22 protein-coding genes, 1 pseudogene and 1 riboswitch are annotated in these 21,064 nt (G+C 32.6%); of the genes and pseudogenes, 2 read left to right on the top strand and 21 right to left on the bottom strand.

The features are described from left to right. Positions 1 to 24: 24 nt before the first annotated feature. The 3 genes from PYW31_RS05420 to metK form a co-directional block, all read right to left on the bottom strand. Positions 25 to 861, bottom strand: coding sequence for an aldo/keto reductase (locus tag PYW31_RS05420; RefSeq protein ID WP_046836769.1), 837 nt, complete (start codon positions 859 to 861; stop codon positions 25 to 27). Positions 862 to 1,029: 168 nt separating this feature from the next. Continuing rightward, positions 1,030 to 1,938, bottom strand: coding sequence for a nuclease-related domain-containing protein (locus PYW31_RS05415; RefSeq protein WP_046836770.1), 909 nt, complete (start codon positions 1,936 to 1,938; stop codon positions 1,030 to 1,032). Positions 1,939 to 2,025: 87 nt separating this feature from the next. Then, positions 2,026 to 3,222, bottom strand: coding sequence for a methionine adenosyltransferase (metK, locus tag PYW31_RS05410; protein ID WP_046836771.1), 1,197 nt, complete (start codon positions 3,220 to 3,222; stop codon positions 2,026 to 2,028). A 109-nt stretch (positions 3,223 to 3,331) separates the two neighbouring features. Then, positions 3,332 to 3,444, bottom strand: a riboswitch (SAM riboswitch). Positions 3,445 to 3,599: 155 nt separating this feature from the next. Here metK and pckA point away from each other — a divergent pair. After that, the gene (pckA, locus tag PYW31_RS05405) at positions 3,600 to 5,189 is read left to right on the top strand and encodes a phosphoenolpyruvate carboxykinase (ATP) (RefSeq protein ID WP_046836772.1); all 1,590 of its coding nucleotides are present in this window, start codon (positions 3,600 to 3,602) and stop codon (positions 5,187 to 5,189) included. A gap of 49 nt (positions 5,190 to 5,238) precedes the next feature. Here the strand turns inward: pckA and PYW31_RS05400 are convergent, their stop codons facing one another. Both PYW31_RS05400 and ytkD read right to left on the bottom strand, forming a co-directional pair. Further along, positions 5,239 to 6,042 (bottom strand): alpha/beta hydrolase family protein, encoded by an 804-nt coding sequence (locus PYW31_RS05400; RefSeq protein ID WP_182477372.1) that lies wholly within the window; start codon positions 6,040 to 6,042, stop codon positions 5,239 to 5,241. Further along, entirely contained in the window at positions 6,026 to 6,502 is a 477-nt protein-coding gene (gene ytkD, locus PYW31_RS05395) for an RNA deprotection pyrophosphohydrolase (protein ID WP_046836773.1), read from the bottom strand. Before ytkD ends, PYW31_RS05400 begins: the two co-directional genes overlap by 17 nt. A gap of 60 nt (positions 6,503 to 6,562) precedes the next feature. On the opposite strand from ytkD, the gene yidD reads away from it, so the two are divergent. Then, positions 6,563 to 6,799 (top strand): membrane protein insertion efficiency factor YidD, encoded by a 237-nt coding sequence (yidD, locus tag PYW31_RS05390; RefSeq protein ID WP_046836774.1) that lies wholly within the window; start codon positions 6,563 to 6,565, stop codon positions 6,797 to 6,799. Here yidD and menC read toward each other — a convergent pair. The 16 genes and pseudogenes from menC to PYW31_RS05310 all read right to left on the bottom strand — a co-directional run bounded on the left by menC (position 6,796) and on the right by PYW31_RS05310 (position 21,063). Beyond that, complete coding sequence (gene menC, locus PYW31_RS05385) at positions 6,796 to 7,800, bottom strand: o-succinylbenzoate synthase (protein ID WP_046836775.1); 1,005 nt, start codon at positions 7,798 to 7,800, stop codon at positions 6,796 to 6,798. The genes yidD and menC overlap by 4 nt on opposite strands. A 16-nt stretch (positions 7,801 to 7,816) precedes the next feature. Continuing rightward, a complete protein-coding gene (gene menE, locus PYW31_RS05380; RefSeq protein WP_046836776.1) occupies positions 7,817 to 9,202 on the bottom strand; it encodes an o-succinylbenzoate--CoA ligase in 1,386 nt (461 codons plus the stop codon). Between the two features lie 874 nt (positions 9,203 to 10,076). Beyond that, positions 10,077 to 10,739, bottom strand: a complete 663-nt coding sequence (locus PYW31_RS05375) for a phosphopantothenoylcysteine decarboxylase domain-containing protein (RefSeq protein ID WP_046836777.1) — start codon at positions 10,737 to 10,739, stop codon at positions 10,077 to 10,079. A gap of 863 nt (positions 10,740 to 11,602) precedes the next feature. Next, positions 11,603 to 11,971 (bottom strand): YxeA family protein, encoded by a 369-nt coding sequence (locus tag PYW31_RS05370; RefSeq protein WP_046836778.1) that lies wholly within the window; start codon positions 11,969 to 11,971, stop codon positions 11,603 to 11,605. Positions 11,972 to 12,618: 647 nt separating this feature from the next. After that, entirely contained in the window at positions 12,619 to 13,431 is an 813-nt protein-coding gene (locus PYW31_RS05365; RefSeq protein WP_046836779.1) for a hypothetical protein, read from the bottom strand. A 33-nt stretch (positions 13,432 to 13,464) separates the two neighbouring features. After that, positions 13,465 to 13,647: a helix-turn-helix domain-containing protein gene (locus PYW31_RS05360; protein WP_046836780.1), complete on the bottom strand. Its 183-nt coding sequence runs from the start codon at positions 13,645 to 13,647 to the stop codon at positions 13,465 to 13,467. A 157-nt stretch (positions 13,648 to 13,804) separates the two neighbouring features. Further along, the gene (locus PYW31_RS05355) at positions 13,805 to 13,930 is read right to left on the bottom strand and encodes a hypothetical protein (protein ID WP_256092584.1); all 126 of its coding nucleotides are present in this window, start codon (positions 13,928 to 13,930) and stop codon (positions 13,805 to 13,807) included. A 264-nt stretch (positions 13,931 to 14,194) separates the two neighbouring features. Then, positions 14,195 to 14,377: pseudogene (locus PYW31_RS13715) on the bottom strand (DNA-binding protein); the annotation flags it as partial. An 84-nt stretch (positions 14,378 to 14,461) separates the two neighbouring features. Then, the gene (locus PYW31_RS05345) at positions 14,462 to 14,872 is read right to left on the bottom strand and encodes a YolD-like family protein (protein WP_046836781.1); all 411 of its coding nucleotides are present in this window, start codon (positions 14,870 to 14,872) and stop codon (positions 14,462 to 14,464) included. 252 nt (positions 14,873 to 15,124) lie between these two features. After that, positions 15,125 to 16,537 (bottom strand): SH3 domain-containing protein, encoded by a 1,413-nt coding sequence (locus PYW31_RS05340; RefSeq protein ID WP_046836782.1) that lies wholly within the window; start codon positions 16,535 to 16,537, stop codon positions 15,125 to 15,127. Further along, the gene (locus PYW31_RS05335) at positions 16,534 to 16,848 is read right to left on the bottom strand and encodes a phage holin (protein ID WP_082104712.1); all 315 of its coding nucleotides are present in this window, start codon (positions 16,846 to 16,848) and stop codon (positions 16,534 to 16,536) included. The genes PYW31_RS05340 and PYW31_RS05335 overlap by 4 nt, the downstream gene beginning before the upstream one ends. A 151-nt stretch (positions 16,849 to 16,999) precedes the next feature. Further along, positions 17,000 to 17,371, bottom strand: coding sequence for a DUF2951 family protein (locus tag PYW31_RS05330; RefSeq protein ID WP_338092699.1), 372 nt, complete (start codon positions 17,369 to 17,371; stop codon positions 17,000 to 17,002). A gap of 38 nt (positions 17,372 to 17,409) precedes the next feature. Further along, a complete protein-coding gene (locus PYW31_RS05325) occupies positions 17,410 to 17,559 on the bottom strand; it encodes an XkdX family protein (protein WP_082104709.1) in 150 nt (49 codons plus the stop codon). Position 17,560: 1 nt separating this feature from the next. After that, positions 17,561 to 17,881, bottom strand: coding sequence for a hypothetical protein (locus PYW31_RS05320; protein WP_046836783.1), 321 nt, complete (start codon positions 17,879 to 17,881; stop codon positions 17,561 to 17,563). Between the two features lie 2 nt (positions 17,882 to 17,883). Further along, entirely contained in the window at positions 17,884 to 19,029 is a 1,146-nt protein-coding gene (locus tag PYW31_RS05315) for a phage baseplate upper protein (protein WP_053042470.1), read from the bottom strand. A 15-nt stretch (positions 19,030 to 19,044) separates the two neighbouring features. Beyond that, positions 19,045 to 21,063, bottom strand: coding sequence for a hypothetical protein (locus PYW31_RS05310; protein WP_046836784.1), 2,019 nt, complete (start codon positions 21,061 to 21,063; stop codon positions 19,045 to 19,047). Position 21,064 lies beyond the last annotated feature (1 nt).

The following is a 21,064-nucleotide window of genomic DNA, read 5'->3' as shown; positions in this document are numbered from 1 at the left end:
TAACATACTTTACAAACTTAAAGCTTAATGACCATTGTAACCGATTGGGTCTGGTCCAATTCTTCGGTCTTCATTTAAGCGATCTAATTGTTCTACCTGTTCAGTCGTTAACGAGAAATTAAAGACATCTAAATTTTCTTCGATTCTTGAAGGTGTTACTGATTTAGGTATAACTACAACACCATGTTCAATATTCCAACGAATGATTACTTGTGCAGGTGATTTACCTGTTTCACTAGCCACAGCTTTTACAGTTTCATCATCTAATATTTGAGCGTTCATAAGTGGCGACCAAGATTCAGCATGAATATTTTGAACTTCTAAATACCTTCTCAATGATTCTTGTAACAAGTATGGATGGAATTCAACTTGATTAATTACAGGTTTGATTGAAACTTGTGCTAACAAAGCTTCAAAGTGTTCTACATTAAAGTTACTCACTCCAATGTTCTTCACTTTATCTTCTTTATATAAATCTTCCATACCTTGCCATGTATCAATCATTAAAGCCTCATCTGTGCCCGGCCAATGCATTAAGTATAAATCTAAATAATCTAAGCCTAATTTTTTCAAACTTGTTTCATAAGCAGTAGCAACATTAGTTCTTCCATAATCAGCTAACCATAATTTAGATGTAATAAATAAATCACTTCTATCTAATCCTGTCGTTGCCAAAGCCTCAGCGATGCCTTCCCCGACTTTCTCTTCATTATCATAAATCATTGCAGTATCAATATGTCTATAGCCACTTTCAATTGCATGCTTTACTGCCGCTTTACACTGCTCACTATTTTCTACACGAAATGTTCCTAATCCTACAATCGGCATTTCATTGCCATTATAAAACGTTATATTCTCCATTAAAAAATCCCCTTTTTCATCAATTAAATACTATATTAATTAAAATACCCTATCATATAAATTAAAATGCTTATTTATTTAAAATCCCTCTTTTTACTATAAATAACACTCAAAAAAATTTACTTTCTAAAAAACCCTTATGACTTTTGTCATAAGGGTTTTTCTATTCTAATTAAATGATTCTATTTCATCCATAATACGTTGTAAATCTTCCACTGTATATTGAATACGACCGTGGAATACAAACTTATTAAAGAATTCATCAAGCTGTTCAGGCCCAACTAGTACTTTTGAGCTTGAGCTTTGTGCATAATTAGAAATTGTGACTGCACCTTCATTCTTCGGATTAAAGTACAAAATAGTGGTAGGCGCAAATTTTAAATTCAATTCTGTTTGAATATCACCAGCAAGTTTTTCTATTTCATTTAAGTGATCAGAATAATTAACAAATGATAATGAATTTTTATCTTCGTTTTGATCTAATACAAGCGTTTGTGGTGATTGTTTATCAAGGTCAAGTGTGTCAAATACTTGTTCCATCATAGGCTGTTCTTTAAATTGTCCAGCACTAATGCCATTATAAACATGCCCTTTTAGTAATTGAGAATCGATTATATATAGTCCTGTACGCGTAAGTACTAAATGACTGATTCGTTGTACATCACTAAACTCATTTTTAGGTAAGAAAATATTTGCCATGATATGCATATCTTCAGGACGAATTCTCTTTTCATTTACAAGACGTTCACGAATGCCAATCAATCTCATATCTGTTACATATTCACTATGGTTTTTAGAAAATAATTTTAGCGCATCAATTTCTCTATTTTTAGAGCTTACAGTTGCGGTATATTCTTCTTTTTGTTTAGTTACCGTTTTTTTATTTTCAATTCTTTCTTTTTCTAATTCTTCTTCATGTTCATCGCTTAATTTTTTCTCTCTCGCTTTATATTGGTCTTCTACTTTTTTCTGCGCTTTCTTTTTACTTTTTAAAGCAACAAAAAATAATATTAAACAAATAATAGCCACGATGATTGCCACGATCAAACCAATTTCTAACGGTCCAAATGAATTCATAACAATAGCGCTCCTTTATATGTTCAGTAACTTTATTATAATCGATAATCGCTCTTCATACGATAAAAAAGTATTCTATTACTTTTATTATGCATTAACAGAATCTTTCAGTAAATTTACTTTATCTAATTTTTCCCATGGTAATAATACATCTGTACGACCAAAATGACCGTAAGCAGCCGTTTGTTTATAGATTGGATGTTTCAAGTCTAACATTTTTATAATACCTGCTGGTCTGAGATCAAAATGGCTTCTGACAGCCTCTACTAAACTATCTTCGCTAACTTTCCCAGTACCAAATGTGTCAATAGAGATCGATACAGGCTCAGCCACTCCAATTGCATAAGCAAGTTGAACTTCACATTTTTTAGCCAAGTCAGCAGCAACAATATTTTTAGCTACATAGCGGGCAGCATACGCAGCAGAACGGTCCACTTTTGTTGGATCCTTACCACTGAAACAACCGCCGCCATGACGCGCATAACCACCATACGTATCCACAATAATCTTACGACCAGTAAGTCCTGCGTCACCTTGAGGGCCGCCAATCACAAATCTACCTGTAGGATTTATATAGAATTTCGTTGCTTCATCTAATAAGTCTTGTGATACAGTTGGATAAATAACATGTGCTTTAATATCAGCTTGAATTTGTTCTAACTCAATATCTTCAGCGTGTTGAGTAGACACTACTATGGTATCAATACGACGCGGTTCATCATGTTCATCATATTCTACAGTTACTTGCACTTTACCATCTGGACGTAAATAATTTAATGTTTCATCTTTGCGAACATCAGATAATCGTTTAGCTAACTGATGTGATAAGAAGATTGGTAACGGCATATAAGTATCCGTTTCATTTGTAGCGTAACCAAACATCAAGCCCTGATCTCCGGCACCTGTTGCTTCAATTTCTTCTTCTGAAACATCATTGCGATATTCTAAAGCTGTATCAACGCCTTGTGCAATATCTGCAGATTGTTCATCAATTGCTGTTAATACTGCCATTGTTTGACTATCATAGCCATATTTTGCACGTGTATAACCAATTTCTTTAATCGTTTCTCTTACGACTTTGGGAATATCTACATAAGTTGAAGTTGATATTTCCCCTGAAATTAATGCCATACCTGTAGTTACTGTTGTTTCACAAGCTACACGCGCATTAGGATCATCCTTAAGTATTTCATCTAATATTGCATCTGATACTTGGTCAGCAATTTTATCTGGATGCCCCTCTGTTACAGATTCTGAAGTGAATAATCTTTTATTGTAAGTCATAATTTGCTCCTTTAGTTTTAAATTACGAAAATTCTCTCTCTGTTGAGCTAAATAAAAAAGGCCTTCATCACTATATTAAATAGAGAGAAGGCCCTTATACGTCCATTCGCTCTTATCGTTCAGACGCTATTTGTCTGCAAACGGTTTGGCACCTTTCTTCGTATTAAGAAGAGGTTGCTGGGCTTCATTGGGTCCATGTCCCTCCGCCACTCAGGATAAGAGAATCCGTTAATCCCTATAGTACAGAATCTCTGATATATTGTCAATTTAACATTTATTAAAATTCCTTCTAAAATGGTGTGGACTAATAATGCATATGTGTTATACTTTTTAATTGTAAAGGCTTACATTTAAAATTAACTATGGAGGGATTCAGTATGGCGGTAGATACATACACTTATACAAATAAAATTGACAGCATTTTAGGGAAAAGTTCATCATTATTTCAATTGTCGACGACTCAGTTATATAACAAAATTTTGAATAATAATGAAGGCGAACTCACTGAGTTAGGTGCCATAAATGCCAAAACTGGGAAATATACAGGACGCTCCCCTAAAGATAAATTCATCGTTACTGAACCGTCTTATAGAGATGCAATTGATTGGGGAGACATTAATCAACCAATTGAAGAAGAAACATTTTTAAAATTATACGATAAAGTTTTAGCTTATCTTGATAAAAAAGATGAATTATATGTATTCAATGGATACGCAGGTAGCGATGTAGATTCGCAATTAAAACTCACTGTCATTAATGAGTTAGCTTGGCATAACCTATTCGCGCAGAATATGTTTATTCGACCTAATTCATACGAAGAAGCATTAGATATTAAAGCGAATTTCACAATCGTTTCAGCACCGCACTTTAAAGCTGATCCAACCATTGACGGTACGCATTCTGAAACGTTCATTATAACTTCGTTTAAACATAAAGTTATTTTAATCGGCGGTACGGAATATGCTGGCGAAATGAAAAAAGGCATCTTCTCAGTAATGAACTACTTACTTCCTAAAGACGACATCATGAGCATGCATTGTTCAGCTAACGTTGGTGACAAAGGTGATGTCGCATTATTCTTTGGTTTATCTGGAACTGGAAAGACAACACTTTCTGCTGATGCTAATCGTAAACTTATTGGCGATGATGAACATGGATGGAATGATAACGGTATCTTTAATATCGAAGGTGGATGCTATGCTAAAGCCATTAATCTTTCATATAAAAAAGAACCACAAATATATGATGCCATTAAGTATGGGACAATTTTAGAAAATGTAGTGGTCGACGAAGAAGGCGATGTTGATTTCGACGATAACTACTATACTGAAAACACAAGAGCTGCTTATCCTATTAACCATATTGATAATATTGTTACACCCTCTAAAGCGGCACATCCTAACACAATTATTTTCTTAACCGCCGATGCTTTTGGTGTATTACCTCCGATTTCTAAATTAACTAAAGATCAAGCGATGTATCATTTCTTAAGTGGTTTCACTGCCAAACTAGCGGGTACAGAACGCGGTGTCACTGAACCTGAACCTTCATTTTCAACTTGTTTTGGTTCACCTTTCCTACCGCTTAATGCTAAGGTTTATGCAGATTTGTTAGGTGACCTTATAGATAAACATGACGTAGACGTATACTTAGTTAACACTGGATGGACCGGTGGTAAATATGGTGTCGGCCGTCGTATTAGCTTAAGTTACACAAGACAGATGGTCAATCAAGCAATTACAGGTGAATTAAAAGAGGCAGAATATATTAAAGATGATATGTTCGGACTAAATATCCCAGTCTCTGTAGAAGATGTACCGCAAACATTACTCAATCCAATTAATGCTTGGAATAAACCAGAAGCATATAGAGCACAGGCACAAGACTTAATTGACCGTTTCAATTATAATTTCGAAAAATTTGGAGAAGACGTAGAAGATCTGGCTATCAAAGGCGGCTTCAAATAAGTCTAATCATAAAAAACATGTACTACTCATTTTGGGTAGTACATGTTTTTTATATTTTATTATTTAAATTATAATCGTTTTTAATACTTTGTTGTTCAACATCCGTCATCCATTGTTTTACAGTATTAAGCGCCTTATCTAATGCAAATGGCTTAGGTACATGTCCTTCCTCCATTTGATAGAATGTGCGATAAGTCGCGCCAATTTTATCTAATTGCTCTGCTAAATAATATGCTTGGTGGATACCCACTTGATGATCTTTTCCGCCATGAACGATAAGTATGGGCGGACTAGATTTTGTGATTTTAGATATAGCATCTCGTTGTTGGTAAGCCTCGCTTTGTTTTTTTGGATGGCCCACCATACGCTTAAGCATCCCTCTCAAATCTACACGTTCTTCATACATTAAATAGATATCAGGTACACCGCCCCAAATAGTATAACTTGAAACCGGTAAATCTTGGAAAGTTAATAAACCTTGTAATCCACCTCTAGAGAAACCAATCATATGTATATGTACATTCGGATATTTATGATTTAAGATACGAATTGCTGAAGTGACATCGTTTAAATCTTTCCCATAAAATTCATCTTTACCTTCACTGCCATTGTTGCCTCTATAGTAAGGTCCAAAAACGAGTGTTTGCTCATTCGAAAATTGTAACAGACGACCTGTTCTTACTTTTCCTACTTGACCCTTTCCACCACGCAAATAAATCACAATGCGTTTGACTTGTTGCTTTGGCGTCATTAACAATCCTCGTACATGTAAACCATCTATTTGATACGTTACTTCTTCAAAAATGTGAGTAGGTACATCTACAGGCATACGTTTTTTATTGATAAAATCCAAGTTCCATCACTCTCTCTAAGCATTGTAAAATTGCTGCATCCTTTAACAAATAACTTTTTTGTTCATTCGGAATATCATCAACTGAATCGAATAATAAGGGCCCGTTTGTTTCAAAATAATCACTTTTTGTATGAATTTCATTTACTACAGCCATATAGACATCTTTAGTAAAACTTGTACCATTCGTCCTGTCGACACAATATTGGGCGATGTAATAACAATTTTGCATTGTAGCGCCTGTCTCTTCAAATAGCTCCCTTTTTGCAGCCACAAGACTTGTTTCTCCCTTTTCTACTTTCCCACCTGGAAATTCAACGCCTCGTATGTTGTGTTGTGTAAACAATAATTGCCCCTTATATTCAGGAAGGATTAGAACGTGTTCACCATTAGCTATATCATTATCGTCTTTATACGTTAAATATACATTGTCATTTTCTTTATCTATAAACTTCACGTTCATCACTCTTCCTCTAATTATGTTAAACTAATTATGCTATTTTATTTGTTGGAGGCAAAAACTATGAAAACATTGTTTTTAGGGCTAGTTCGTTTTTATCAGCGCTTTATTTCACCAATGACACCTGCTTCTTGCCGATTTTATCCCACTTGTTCTGAATATACAAGAGAATCTATAGAAGTTTATGGTGCCTTTAAAGGAACATGGTTAGGTGTTAAGAGAATTTCAAAGTGTCACCCGCTTCATAAAGGCGGCTTCGATCCTGTACCCTTGAAGAAAAAGAAATCTGACAAAGACTAATAAATTCGCTCCATACGCACAGTATTTACTGTAGGAGGTTCAAAATAAATTGAGCCTCCTTTTAATATACCTGCATTTTCAACAATATCTCTTTTGAAATAGAATCCTTCTGGCGTAATATCACTTGGATAATCTGCGTATTGGGCTAACATCGCAGTAAAATATCGACTTAAACCATATTCATACATCCCGCCAATGACCACTTTAACTTTGTAGTTTTTTAAGATATTTATCATTTCAAACACTTTATCAATACCACCCAATCTGAATGGTTTCAATATCACTACATCTATTTTATATTTACTAATAGCATCAATAATTGCTGATTGAGTGACTGCTTTTTCATCTATTGCTACCGGCGGCAAAACTGTAGGCTGAAATCGCTGTAGTTGTTCTAAATGTTTAAAAGGCTCCTCAATATAGAGAATATCGTATTGAACTAATGCTTTAAACTGATTTATTCCCTTTTCATCGATAGATTCATTAGCATCGACCACCAAGTCCACTTCAAAAGGTAGATGCTTAATTATTTCTATGTGCTTTAAAATATCAGATGTCCATTTAAGTTTAACTCGTTGTGGGCGGGTGTTTATTAATTGCGTTAAATTATATTCAGACAACCCGCTAATTGTAGCCCCATAATCAACGTTAAATGTGGTCAATTTATGAAATGCTTGATACACCGCCATCATAATCATGCTTCTCGTTGCTGGGTAATCATTCAATTGATTGAGTGAATGTTGTGCTTCTGTAAAACTCTCGAATGTTACATCTTTATATTGTTGAAACCATTTTATCGTTTGTTGTTGCACATCTGTAATGGTTTCTTCAGCATACCAATTTGTTTCAAAAGCATTACATTCTCCAAAATAATGTAGTGCTTCATCTGTAATTACTTCAACAAATAATGATTTCCTACTCTCCATGCAGACCTTTGGCGTAATAATAGGAGATTGAAAAGGCTCATTATATGCATACAAGTGTATAGCACTCAATTTCATAAAGCATTCACTCCTATCATTTCATACGACTTCTTTGAAGTTTACCTGTTGAAGTATAAGGCAGTGTAGATACACGTTCAAATCGCTTCGGTATTTTATACTTAGCAATGTTATCTTTAAAATGCTTTAGTAATTCTGTTTTAGGTATTATTTCATTTGAAATATAATATAGGCATGGAACCTCGCCCCATTGCTCATCTTTTATACCAACACACATTGCATCTTCTATACTATGATATTGCTTAGCAACAGTTTCTATTTGATATGGATATATATTTTCCCCACCGCTAATAATCAAATCTTTTCTACGATCATATACCATGACATAGCCTTCTGCATCAATTTCTGCGATATCACCTGTTTTAAAATAGCCATCCTCAAAGGTGTCACGTTTATTCTCAGGATATAAATAACCCTTCATAACATTATCACCTTTAATCAGTAATTCTCCATGCCCCAATTCATTTGGTTTAGCAATTTTAACTTTTACATTTTCACTAGGCTTCCCAACCGTGTCATAACGCTGCGCTAACATATCCGGTGAAGCAGTTAAAAATTGCGAACATGTCTCTGTCATACCAAATGAATTATAAATAGGTAAATGATATTTAAGTGCTTGTTCAATGAGCGAACTCGATAACTTTGCGCCACCTAGTAAAATTTTTTCAATGTGGAAAGGTTGGTTCATACCTGTATCCATGAGCCATTTTAAAGTTTGTGGTACAAGCGATACATGTGTTGGTAATTCCTGTTTTATAATAGCTAACATCGTATCCGCATTAAACCTCGACTCAATGCGTACTGTAAAACCTTCAATTAACGCTCTAAGTATAACGCTTAAACCTGATATATGATAAATTGGCAATACAGATAACCATTTAGTACTTTGATTAAAGCCAAGGGTCTCTTTACAACCTAATGCACTCGCATAATGATTCATAAATGTTTGTGGCACTGCTTTTTGAGGTCCAGTAGTACCAGATGTAAACATAATAGAAGCGATACTGTTTATTGAAAATTGTGCAGTAAACACCTCATCATTTACCTGTACTAGTAGATCCGAATACGCCATCACATTTAGATCCTCTAAGTCTAATTCGTTCATAGCAATGATTGTATCTACGTCTACAGAGTTCATTTGTGCTAACATTTCAGATTTAGTTAACCTTGTATTTAGCATTGCAATTTCTATACCTGCTAACCATGCAGCATTAATCAAAATGACAGACTCAATCGAATTATCGATATATAAACCTATTCTATGTTTCCCAAGTTGCGAGAGTACACGAGCAAGCCTTGATGCCTGTGTGTATGCTGATGCAAAAGTAACATTGTTTTCCCCATCATCTATAAACACACGCGCTCCGTTTAACTCTGCTTGTTTTTTTAACCAAAATTCCACGCAAACATTCCTCCATCTCACATTTTATTATAACGTTTTTAATATTATTTGACAGTGCCTAAGCTCTTTTTTTATAGAAGTATCATAAGTTAAACGGTAATTATATTTATTACTATGCATAGACTAGAAATATAGTATTTTCACTTTTTATCTAAACATTGTTCTACTATAATTTTGATACTCTATGTTACTGTTAAGTTATTAAATTATATAGAAATCTGCCGCTATATCAAATGAGATAAACATATTATTTTTAAAAGTGAAGGGGGTATTATGTTAATAAATAGAATTGATCATTTCGTTTTAACAGTATCGAGCATTGAAAACACTATTCATTTTTATAAGACATTTTAGAAATAAAAGTCATTTGATAGTTTACACCATAAAGATCATATTTTAAGCCCTACCTCACGTCATCTAACGCCTGGATCAGCTAATCTTTATTTAATATCTGACACGCTGATTAATCAAGTTATTTCACATTTCAATACACATAAGATACATATTGAATTACGCTCTGTAACTAGAACACGTGCTGAAGGATATACCTTATCAACTTAAGAAATCCGGATAGGAATCTTATAGAAATATCAAATTATATAGACTAACTATTTAATCATTATTTTCAACATATCGCATGATAATTCAAAAGAGCTACAACCTAATGAATAAGTTGTAGCTCTTTTATGTATCTATATTATGTAGAAATGAGTGAGCTAGTGCCCTGCTAACTCATAATTCATAATACACTATATTTTCTGAAAATAAAAATATATGTAAGATTAGTTAACATTTTTATCGTAAATCATTTAAATATTACAGCAGCTAAATATACATTTCACTTTATATATTAAATCACGGTTCTACTTCTTTACTATGAATTAAATTTTTCATTTAACAATTTCGAGAGCTGCTGTGCTGTTTCTTTTTTATTATGTGCTTCAATAACATCATTTTCTCTCGTTATGATATGATGATGCACTCCATGATTTTTCAAGGAGTTTGCGTGATTAGCAATCATTACATCCACATCTGACGATTTCATTCTCTTAAGTGCCCTCTCTATAATATCCTCAGTTTCTAATTTAAAACCAACTACAAATAGATCATTCTTCCATTCTTTAAATAATTTAAGGACTTTAGGCGCTTTTTTCAAATGAACAACAGGAACAATATCACTACTTATCTTATTGTTATTATCTAATATTTCACCCGTCTCCTTATCTTCTATGTAATCAAATATCCAATCCGAACCAGCAGCTGACATAATCACTACGTCAATATCGTGTTGCAAGATAATCGCTTTAGCTTTGTCTCTTAAATCTACTATCCCTAAAAATGTCTGTCTATCTTTAATATTATCTAGAGGATCTGGTTGTTTACTTGTATAACCAGACAGATAATATATATTAAAATCATAGTTTGACAGTTCATTAGAAAGATATGTTCCAATGCTGCCGGTAGCCAAATTTGTATGGCCCCTAACGTCATCCCATTTTTCTATACAACCACCAGTAATAATTAGTATGTTTTTCATCGTAGCACCTCATTATTTTAAATACTCCATGGTAAATCATAGCATAAAATATTTCTTGATAAGACGATATTTTAAATCAGCTAACAAAGTTAACCCATTTTAACAATTAAATATATAAAAATTATTCACATACTACTGATTTCAATCTGTAATCAGAACAAAATATCATTTAGTATAAGTAAATAAAAAAATAGATGCCACTAAAGTGACATCCATCATAGTCTTACAAAATAGAAAAGGTAATGCAACATTATCAGAATATTCTTATTAATTCAATTGATAATTAAATAAATCTACAACTTGTTTGAATAAGTTGTAGATTTATTTATCTAACTATAGAAGAAAGTAAGTGTGTTAGGCTAACTAAATATAATTATAATACATTTTATTAAAAAATAAAATATGTGTTAAGAAAATTGACAAACAATATATTTCTTTTTAAAAATTAATTTTCTATTAAAGCGAAGAATATTCATAAGTAATTATCTTTGTAATTTTTTTCTCATAAGAGATAATATGTAGTTTAACCAGATTACTATTATACAAAAATAACCACCCCGAAGGGTGGTTATATCTGGGAGTTGTCTGAACGCACACCCTAAGGCATGCATTAGACCCACTCTAATGGCAACACCCTAAGGTGTGCTCAATTATATTAAACTATAAGTGATAATTTGTAAACAACCAAAAGAGTTTCTTTTATTAGCATCACTTTTCTAGTGTGAAATGAAATTAATACTACAATATCAAAACACTATAAATAGCATAAAATAACCTTCAATAACTACTATGAATGGCTTTCAAATGCGTTACTTAGTTAAACATTCATAACAAACCACTATATGTTTAGTTTTTAATAACGATCATTCGATCTCTTTTAAAGCTTTTTTTGGTACCTCATTCTTTTTAACTTCTTTATAAGTCTCAACATGCGCGCCTTTATGGATTATTTTCATGTACCTATCCACTTTTAATTTTTCAATTGCGGAAAAAGTTAAAGTCCTACCTTCTCCTTTCGCATTATAAACTTTCTGTGTATAACTCGCTCTATTATGATCAAGTATTTCATCTGGATTTTTCGTTTTTATATAACTATTTTCTTTTTTGACAAATGGATTAAGTTGATGGAATATTGCTACTGCCTCTCCAGATTGATTTCTATTATTTGAAACCAAATAAAGACTCGTTACAATTACAGCTATAGCTATAATTATAATTATAAATTTTTTCATTTTCCGCTCCCTTTCTTGTATTACATTAAGTATTCTAGCAAAGGAACCATACGTCGTATACTTACAATACTGTCACTTTTTTGAAATATAATCATAAAATTACCCAATCATTGACTAGCAGAGATAGCTTATGTAACTTTATTAAGTTGTAAAAACAAGATAAATATATGACGGCGTCTATCTTATCAGTATAAAAATAGCAAGTACATTTATACTAATACCATGCTCCTATTATTTTCATAATTTAACTTTTTATATTTTGAGTTGATTGTCTATAGAAATACACAATATATTATAAAATCTTCTTCGATAAATAATTCATATGCTATATCCTTTTTATGCTACGCTTTTATACTTTGATTAATGTTAAAGAACTAGAAGCCCTAATCAGTATATCGTGCATAAATTCTATATCAACGATAAAGTTACTTTGATATGTAAATGACAAATTTTTATAAAAGTCTGTATAAAGAAAAAACAACGAAACCCTATTATATCAAGGATTACGGTGTTTAAAGAAAGCTCAAAATATGTAATTAGCGGAGAGTGAGGGATTTTAAAAACCTCGCTAGAACAGTGTTCGAGCTATTTTGTAGGCGTAACGTTGGCGTAAAACAAACCCACCTAAACAAATAGGTGGGTTTATTTTAACCTTCAAATAATTCTATATAGTTCTTTTTCAAATCCTCGATACTTTTATAGTTCATATTGTTATAAGCACTCTTTATTTCATTCAAACCATTTCTCAAATCTTTTAATTTATCATCGAAAAAGTCTTTGTTTTTAGTTATCATGTCTGAAATAGGAATATTATAATTTTCCCCTTTTAATTCGTGAGGTTGTCTCAAATGTTCATATTCTAATTCACCGTGGTTAAAATTATCTTTAGTCCAACTAACCCAATGTTTATCGACAACTTTTAGATTCAAAGTTTTTTCTATGAGTTGTCTCGTCTCCGCTTTGTTTATTGGAAGTTCAAATACCTTTCGTTGGTTATCAACTTTTGATTTTAATTGAAAGACATCATGATAAACAATTATAGAAGATTCTTTCAAACTATTCTTTTTCAATTTGTTAAGTCGCTTATATATTTCGGCATAACTACTAACTATTTTTCCAAGAGTTTCGGGGTGAAAAGGATAAGAAGTTTTTAAGTTTCCTTCTATTTTCTCTATTGCACTCCCAACCTCTGTTATTTCTTCTAACACAGATATGTTCGCATCCATATGTTGTTGTAAATCATTCATTTTAATTTCTTGTTTAAAGATCTTCCTAGAATTATTACCTGCGATTTTCGCACCTATATATGCACCCAAGAATGTTGCAATCATTCCTAAAATAGTTAAAATAAACTCTATTCTTTCATACCCTTGTAAAAACTGAAATTTGATTAAAAGCCAATACATAATAGCTATAATTATAATCAATACTATAATCAATATTTTGTAAAATTTTCTCATGATGTATATCCTCGTTTTTAAATTTGATAATTATTATTTCAAACATTTTTTCGCATACTCATATAACGCTACACCTTTTTCAAAGCTCAAATTTTCAAGCTTCCTTTCACCTCTACGTATACGTCTAATAGAAGATGCATCTACACCAGTAGCTTTTTCTATTTCTGTTGCGCTTATATCAGAATCCATTAATTTTTTAACTATTTCTATAATCATAATATTTAGTGAACCGTTTGATCGTTTATTTTAATAAGAAATATGCTGCAATCCCTATTACAAGGATACCTAATGCATAATTTAAAAATGTTCTAATTCTTATTTTTGTTAGATTTGTCATTTTTATCACCTCGATATATAATAAGGTGGAAGGGGATTAAATCCCCAACCAATATTTTAGTATTGAAGCAATGGTTGCTATGCCTAAGCAGTAATTTCGGAAGGTTCTGCTTTTGGTTTCTGCAATCTTTGCTTCTTTTTCTTGCCGTTCTAAACGGTTCACTGTTTGCCACCTCCTTACTACACTACTTATTATACAGGACAATTGTCCTTTTAGCAAGAGATTTCTTTAATTTTTTATATAAAAAAGCCCACGCAAATGGGCTACAAACAAATCTTATTTTTCTTCTAATAAATCTTTTAACTCAAACTCGATTTCTTTTTTTCGAGATATTATACTTTCTTCTTCGTCCTTTGGAAAACTATATTCGTTTAAACCATCGTTTATCTCTAATAATTCCAACCTTAATCCATCAATTTTCTCGATGTTTTTATTTTCAAATATTAATGAATACTCGTATAATCTTTCAGCAGTACCTAAACTTAACTTCTCGATTTTTCTTTCGCCATTTCTAAGTCTTGAAATAATAGAAGTATCTACATCAGTTTGTTTCGCAATATGTAATGAAGATAAATCACTATTAAGTAATTTTTCTATGCTTTGTCTCACTTTAGCTCCCCGTTTCGTTTCAATACATTAATTAAATATTTGTTTTTTTAAACATAATACACTTCGCTCACACTAATTAGCTAATCACTTTATCTCCACGATATCTTTCAAACTAACCTTAATTAACCCAGTTTCTTCATATAAATGTAAACATTGTTCGTGAGTATCTACTTTGTGTATGTAACCATTAATCTTTTTAATATAACCGCCTTCAAAATAACTCAATTCAATTTGCGGGTCATAAAACATTTTAAAAACTAATGTGTCATTTAGTTCGCTCAATTGATGATCGCTTAACTGTGGCTTATCTATCTTGTTCTGGTCTTCAGTATATTGTTTTAGTCTCTCATGCTGTTCGGGGATTGTGGCAAAAGGCGCCCACTTGACCTTTCCTCTGCCTTTCGGTATGCGTGGATTCAAGTATTCACTAGGTATTTTACGATAGTCAGTTTCGTATTTATATTCATCTGGTGCGTTAGGATTTATAATTTTCATACCATCACCTCTTGAATACATAATAGAACACATGTTCGTATATGTAAATAAAAAATATCTCCTAACAAGGAGTAATACTTGAAGTTTTTCTGATAATCCTGCATTGCAACTTCTCCGAACGTTTATATAAACATTATATATTATAATTCAAGTTTTGCAACACTTACTTCATTTTTAAAACACAAAAAAATAGGGCAAGCACATGACGGTGCCTACCCTTGTAGTATGAATACAATTAAATTATAACATGTGTTAACTAATACTTCCCCATAAATCTCCAACTTTATGATTAGGTGGATTTGCACCATTGTAAGTTCTGATTGGCAAATAATAACGATACCCGTTCCAATTGTAGCCTATCCATACATATCCATCTTGCAAGCACACTTCATCATAATTAACATAGCCACCTGGTTGGAAATTATATCCAAATGTAGCAGTAGTGAATGGTGCATCTATTCTTGTAATAATTGGTTGATTGCCATTAGTAAAAGTTGCGCTTTCTGCTTTATACCACGTGCCATATTGGTTTTGTTTCCAATCTGTATTTGTGGCATTTGTAGAACCGTTTGAGCTTGGTTTAGAACTTCCTTTATCAGTTGAGCCTTTTGGTATTTCTCCATCATAATAAGCTTTAATTTGGCTAATGAAATAGTCTTTTGTTTTCTTCTTAACACTATCTGGTGCCATTTGACTAGATGAATAACCAGCATGTAATTCCATACTTCTGTGGGGGCATTGCGTACTAGATAACTGATTGTGTAAAACAACTGTTTCACTATTAACGGGTAGTTTCCATTTCTTCAATAATCGAGCTGCTTCTTGAAACGCTACTTGCTCATTAGCCAAGAAATCTTTGTCGCTCGCACTCATTGATTGGCAAATTTCTATACCATAATAGTTTCTGTTACCATATGCGTTTGCAGTGTGCCAAGCAATATAACTTTCTGGTAATGCTTGCCATACTCTATTGCCACTTATATAAGAATGTGCAATGCCCGCTTCTAATCTTTGCTCGCTAGCATTAACTAATTGATCGTGGTAATTCATAGCAGTTCCACTACCTGCATCATTGTGTAAGACAATACCTTTAGGTTTATATCCACGTTTGCCAAGTATGCTAGCTCTCGCTATTTTATCGCGGTTATATATTAATTTCTTCGGTTTCTGCTTAGATGGTTTGTTAGGTTTCGCTCCTTTGTATAACGGACGAATAAACCACATAGGGAAATCATAATTATGTACTACTCTAGTTGCCGTTTCCCAACCTTTACCTCCTTGTTCTGGTCCACTTGTCCACCCTCCACCTTGCCAGTTATTATCTAGAGATACAAATTGCATGTAGTTTCCATCATAGTTTCCGTTTAAAACAACGGCAACGTGTCCATGTCCTGCTCCATAATTTTCGTTAAATACTACAATGTCACCTTCTTGTGCTTTAAAATCGATAGTATTTTCATACACAGTTGCTAATCCATCAAAATTATTTTCAAACGGTATATCTTTTGCACTATCGCCTTTCAAACTACAATTACTGATATAAGCCCAATAATAATTAGCTAAATCAAAACATTGTGCGCCATACCAACCATCGTAATCCAAATATTGCCCTTCTAATGATTTGAGATACTTAACAGATTGATTTTTATTTTTAATTATTGTCATTGTTGTATCCCTCCATTATCTTTATCTTCATGAAATACGGCGCCATCTTTGTTATCTTGTGTAGCATCTATTGTATTAGTTGAATTTGTATTTTTATTTAGCTTCTTTTGCTTCATTTCAATATGTGCTTCATGTCCTTCTTTTGAAGTTGGATTGTTTTTATACCAACCATATAAAGCTACAATCGTAAGTAATATTGAACTGATGCTATCCTCGTCTACTGGTATAGGACTTATGTTTTTTGTTGCTAGCCACTGATTAATTAAAGCTAATATTAACACGATAAATCTTCCTGCTGCACCTATTGTCATTTTCATTTAATTTAACCTCCATAATAAAAAGCCGACGCTATGCGCCGACCTTAAAATTTAATTATTTACAATCTCCAAACCAAAAACATTGCCAAAAACTGCCGCCTAATACTAACTCGCTAAATAAGTCCAACATATGTCCTCACCTCCTTTAAATGCCTAACCAACTACGAACGAACGCTAAGATTAAAGAACCTAATAAAGTGGCCACCGTTCCTGTGATTAACCATTTAAGTTGTTTGAATTCTCTTCTATTTTCTTCCTTATTTTGTTTTTCAATTTCTCTTTCTCTATTTATAGAATCTAGTGTAAAGTCCATTTTCTGATTAGTTAATTCCTGTGTATGTTGACCTTTTTCTATTTCTCTCAAAGAGTCATATAGCTTTTTAATTGTATTATCTACTTCATTTTTATCTTGTTTTGCTGTTTCTTCTATACGTTTAAAACGTTTATCATTGTAACGATCCTTTTCTTCAAGAATTCCAATGCGTCTTTCTACGTCTCCTGTTCCATCAGCGCTCAATTTGCCACCTACTTTTTATTAAAATAAAAACCCCAAGCTTATGCTTGAGGTTCTGGGTAATCTTCACCAGTTATTTCTTTATATTGTACTTTTGTGATACATCCTAATTCATAATAAGTTTGTATATCCGCATTCGTATAACAATTGATATCGTAAAACCATTTAATACTTTCATAAGATGGATACATGTCAATTTTCCCCTTTCAATTTAGCAATTTCTAACATAGCATCAGCTAATTGGTTTTGTGTTTTTTGTAATTGTGATGCTGTTTTTGTTAATTGCATTTGAGTTGTAGCTAATTGCATTTCAGTATTTGTTGGTTCATATTCAGTAGGTGGATTAATACTTTCAAAGTCTTCTTTAGATGTACCAATCCATTCTGTACCATCAAAAAAGAAGGGACTGTATATCCCTTCTGGTGGTGCGGTTTCCGTATATTCGAAATCATAACTTAAAGAATCATCAATTAAAGTTGGCATGCCATTATATTTAAATACTTTCTTTAACATTTTTACACCCCTTTTGCTATAAAGTTAATTGAATCTAACGAATAAGGAAGTGACACATTATCAATTCTTATAAGACCTACAGTGTTATCTGGTCTAATATATATTCTTGCAGTATTCATTAAACTACTTCTTTGAGGAACATCAAAACCATTATTCCAATCCGTTAATATCGAAAATCCTTCGGGTATATTTGTAAAATCACCTGTTTGTGGGGATTGCACCCATCCATTTAATTGGCATTGGTATAAGTTATTACCTATAGAATAGTAAGTCATTGTAATATTTTCTTTGTTTCCTAATCCTCCACTTATCATTGTGGTTCCATTGATTAAAGTTAAAGGAATAGTTGTAGCATCTTTTTTAGAATCAGTGTATAATTTCAATTCATTTTTTAATTCATTCAGTTGCGTTACAAAATCTTCTTCATTAACTTTCCCTTTTGTTTTTTCTTCCAAAGAATCTTTAAAATCTGTCATTTGACTATCGATATTAGTTTTATATTGTTCAAAATCTGTGACCCTTAAAAATGTCTCGTTAGTTAACAAACCTTGGATTTCACTTTTTCCGTTTTCAATGATTAGCTCAACTTCATCTTTAGATACACCGATAGCTTGTAAAGCATCATCCCTTGCATTAGTCACTTTTGTTACATAATCTTCGAGCCCTTCGATAGATTTTTGAATCTCTATAGCTCTCTCTTTAATTAACGCTTCTAAATCATCAAATTTTCTAATGTAACTAAGCTTTGTGTCAGCAGATATTGTGTTAACTAATGCATCTTTGATAGAAAATTTAAAGGTCCTAACCACAATTGTGTCGTCAGAACCTTTTCTATTAATAAATATTTCTCCTGTCACATCTCCTACATGTACTAACACATCATTAGGTAATGTGTAAGATAAAACGCCATTCATTTCATCCTCGAATGTTAAATTATCTACTTTCTTACTACCGTCAGATGTAACTAAAATAATTTGAGAATTAACATTTATATCACTTAATAACATGGGTTTATTATTTCTTGTTATTTGAAACTTTAATGTTGATGTGTTGATATCTTGATTGTAGAATTCAACGTTTAACTGTTTCAAGTCACGATAATAGGCTGTGACATCTAATTTTGTTTGTGCTATTTTATCCATTGCCATATTGTTTAATTCCTCCTATATGTCGTAAGAAATACCACTTAAACTGATATAACTTACAGGTTGTGTTGTATATGTTAATTCTATATCTCCTGTAGTAGCATTGATTTTTACGATACCGTAACCACCGTAACTTGATGACGATAATGCACAAATAAATTGTTTATTAACTTTGGGTCTGTATGCTTCCGGCAAAGTAGCTATTCTAGCTGGTAATGTTTTACTAACACCTTCGACTTGACCATCAATAATTTTAGTACCATCTGGTAATATCTTCATATAAGGGTTCATAGTGTAAAATGAATTTACGCCATTTGCTAAAGGTAAATCTTCTCTAGGATGTCCATATTTCATACCATAGTTTTTCCAAACGTTTTCTGTTGAATGCCAATAATAGAATTTTTGATGCGTATAAGCTGTTGTATTGCCTTGTAAAGTCATAACAAAAGTTCTGTTGTTAGCATTCTCTATTACAATTTTCCTTGTAGGTTCGAAAGATACACCGTCTAGATCTTTAACTTCAACAGCCGAAGTATAGAATTCAAATCTTGGGAAATCAGTATTACTCATGAAATCTAATATTTTTTGCATCGTGTCTAACTTCGTTCCTGTTAATGGGTCGAACATATTACCATCTGTAGAGCGTGGAAAACTTCTGTTTGCATAATTTGCCGTATTCATGGATGGTGTTGTAGCTGATGCACGACTGAAATCAATGGCATCTGGACTTGTTGATTCATCTTTAAAAATAATAATCCCTTCCTTATCTGATGATGCCATATGTCTGCTTTGATGTACTGTTAATGTATACACAGAACCATCTTCACCAATTTGTACGCCTTCAGATTCTATAATGTCGCAACCAATACCGTTATCTTCTAACAAATCAATAAAACCTTGTCCTGATATTAATGATTCATCAAGCAGCGTCCCATTATTACTGAACTTTTTATTGCCTTGATAACCAAGATAGCTAGGGTCTCCTTTTTTCACGTTACCGCCCATATTAAAATAAACTTTACCGTTACCAACAGCAAAACCTTGTCGTTTAGGTAGTTTTTTAGCGTAATCTGTGTTAAAGAAACCGCCATCTGTAATATCAAAAGAAACTGTACCCACACGTTCGAAATTATCGTTATACATTTCAAAAACAGTCTTAGTTACTTTCGCACCAGTAGATGCTGTAGGCGTTGTTACATACCAAATACCACTATTATAGTTAAACTGCCATTCAACATTCACATCATGTTCAGTTAAAGGTGTTAACTGTGCCATTCTTTCTGGGGTTTTATCTAAATCAAATCGCCCTAGTACGTGGTTACGTGTTTTAACATACATATAACGTTTCCCATTCTCATATTTAACAACTGTACCTTCACCACCTGCATTACCTGCTGAAAATACTGTTTTATATTCCAATGTGTCCATATCCCATACTGCAATCCAGCGTCTATTATCCACAACGACAGGACCACCTGAATAGTTCACAAATATTTCTCTGCGTTGTTCATCTAATGCGAAAGATTGTGGGAAAATATACGTATTACCTGTGAGTACAACAATATCTTCATAGTCTGGGAATCTAAGTGGCAACTGCTTCCAAATTTCTTTTTTATAAGTTGCATTGCTCGGCGCTTTATCTGTTTGTAATATCTTCACTTTTTCTTGCGTATCTTTTACAATGTTATCCATTGCCAATAAATCATTTTTTAATCTTTCGGATAATGTAGGAAAAGCTTTTTTCTCTCCAATTACAGAAACTCTACTATCCCTTAATTCTTGCGTTTCATCGCCAATAGCTCCTAATACTAAGTTAGATGTTTGTGCACCTCTATAAGTTACTTCATCATCTAAATTCCATTGGCCAAAGCTAATTTGATTTGCTTGATGTGCATTTTTTTGTGTTGTTTGATGTTGTTTGAATTCATCTTGATGATGATTATAATACTTTTGTATTGCATAGAAATTACTGATCAATTGACCTCTTAGGTCTTGTCCGATTGCAATATTTAAATCTTTAATTAAATTAATATTCATT

Source organism: Staphylococcus succinus (assembly GCF_029024945.1).
Classification (GTDB): Bacteria; Bacillota; Bacilli; order Staphylococcales; family Staphylococcaceae; genus Staphylococcus; species Staphylococcus succinus.
Note: the sequence above shows the minus strand (reverse complement) of the source record. Positions and strands in the feature narration are given on the sequence as shown.

Coding starts and splice junctions, on each gene's coding strand:
- PYW31_RS05420 (WP_046836769.1), bottom strand. CDS start 861: ATGGAGAATATAACGTTTTATAATGGCAATGAAATGCCGATTGTAGGA.
- PYW31_RS05345 (WP_046836781.1), bottom strand. CDS start 14,872: ATGAAAATTATAAATCCTAACGCACCAGATGAATATAAATACGAAACT.
- PYW31_RS05325 (WP_082104709.1), bottom strand. CDS start 17,559: ATGTATCCATCTTATGAAAGTATTAAATGGTTTTACGATATCAATTGT.
- pckA (WP_046836772.1), top strand. CDS start 3,600: ATGGCGGTAGATACATACACTTATACAAATAAAATTGACAGCATTTTA.
- yidD (WP_046836774.1), top strand. CDS start 6,563: ATGAAAACATTGTTTTTAGGGCTAGTTCGTTTTTATCAGCGCTTTATT.
- PYW31_RS05360 (WP_046836780.1), bottom strand. CDS start 13,647: ATGATTATAGAAATAGTTAAAAAATTAATGGATTCTGATATAAGCGCA.
- metK (WP_046836771.1), bottom strand. CDS start 3,222: ATGACTTACAATAAAAGATTATTCACTTCAGAATCTGTAACAGAGGGG.
- menC (WP_046836775.1), bottom strand. CDS start 7,800: ATGAAATTGAGTGCTATACACTTGTATGCATATAATGAGCCTTTTCAA.
- PYW31_RS05415 (WP_046836770.1), bottom strand. CDS start 1,938: ATGAATTCATTTGGACCGTTAGAAATTGGTTTGATCGTGGCAATCATC.
- PYW31_RS05310 (WP_046836784.1), bottom strand. CDS start 21,063: ATGAATATTAATTTAATTAAAGATTTAAATATTGCAATCGGACAAGAC.
- PYW31_RS05375 (WP_046836777.1), bottom strand. CDS start 10,739: ATGAAAAACATACTAATTATTACTGGTGGTTGTATAGAAAAATGGGAT.
- PYW31_RS05335 (WP_082104712.1), bottom strand. CDS start 16,848: ATGACAATAGGTGCAGCAGGAAGATTTATCGTGTTAATATTAGCTTTA.
- PYW31_RS05370 (WP_046836778.1), bottom strand. CDS start 11,971: ATGAAAAAATTTATAATTATAATTATAGCTATAGCTGTAATTGTAACG.
- PYW31_RS05365 (WP_046836779.1), bottom strand. CDS start 13,431: ATGAGAAAATTTTACAAAATATTGATTATAGTATTGATTATAATTATA.
- PYW31_RS05340 (WP_046836782.1), bottom strand. CDS start 16,537: ATGACAATAATTAAAAATAAAAATCAATCTGTTAAGTATCTCAAATCA.
- PYW31_RS05320 (WP_046836783.1), bottom strand. CDS start 17,881: ATGTTAAAGAAAGTATTTAAATATAATGGCATGCCAACTTTAATTGAT.
- ytkD (WP_046836773.1), bottom strand. CDS start 6,502: ATGAACGTGAAGTTTATAGATAAAGAAAATGACAATGTATATTTAACG.
- PYW31_RS05315 (WP_053042470.1), bottom strand. CDS start 19,029: ATGGCAATGGATAAAATAGCACAAACAAAATTAGATGTCACAGCCTAT.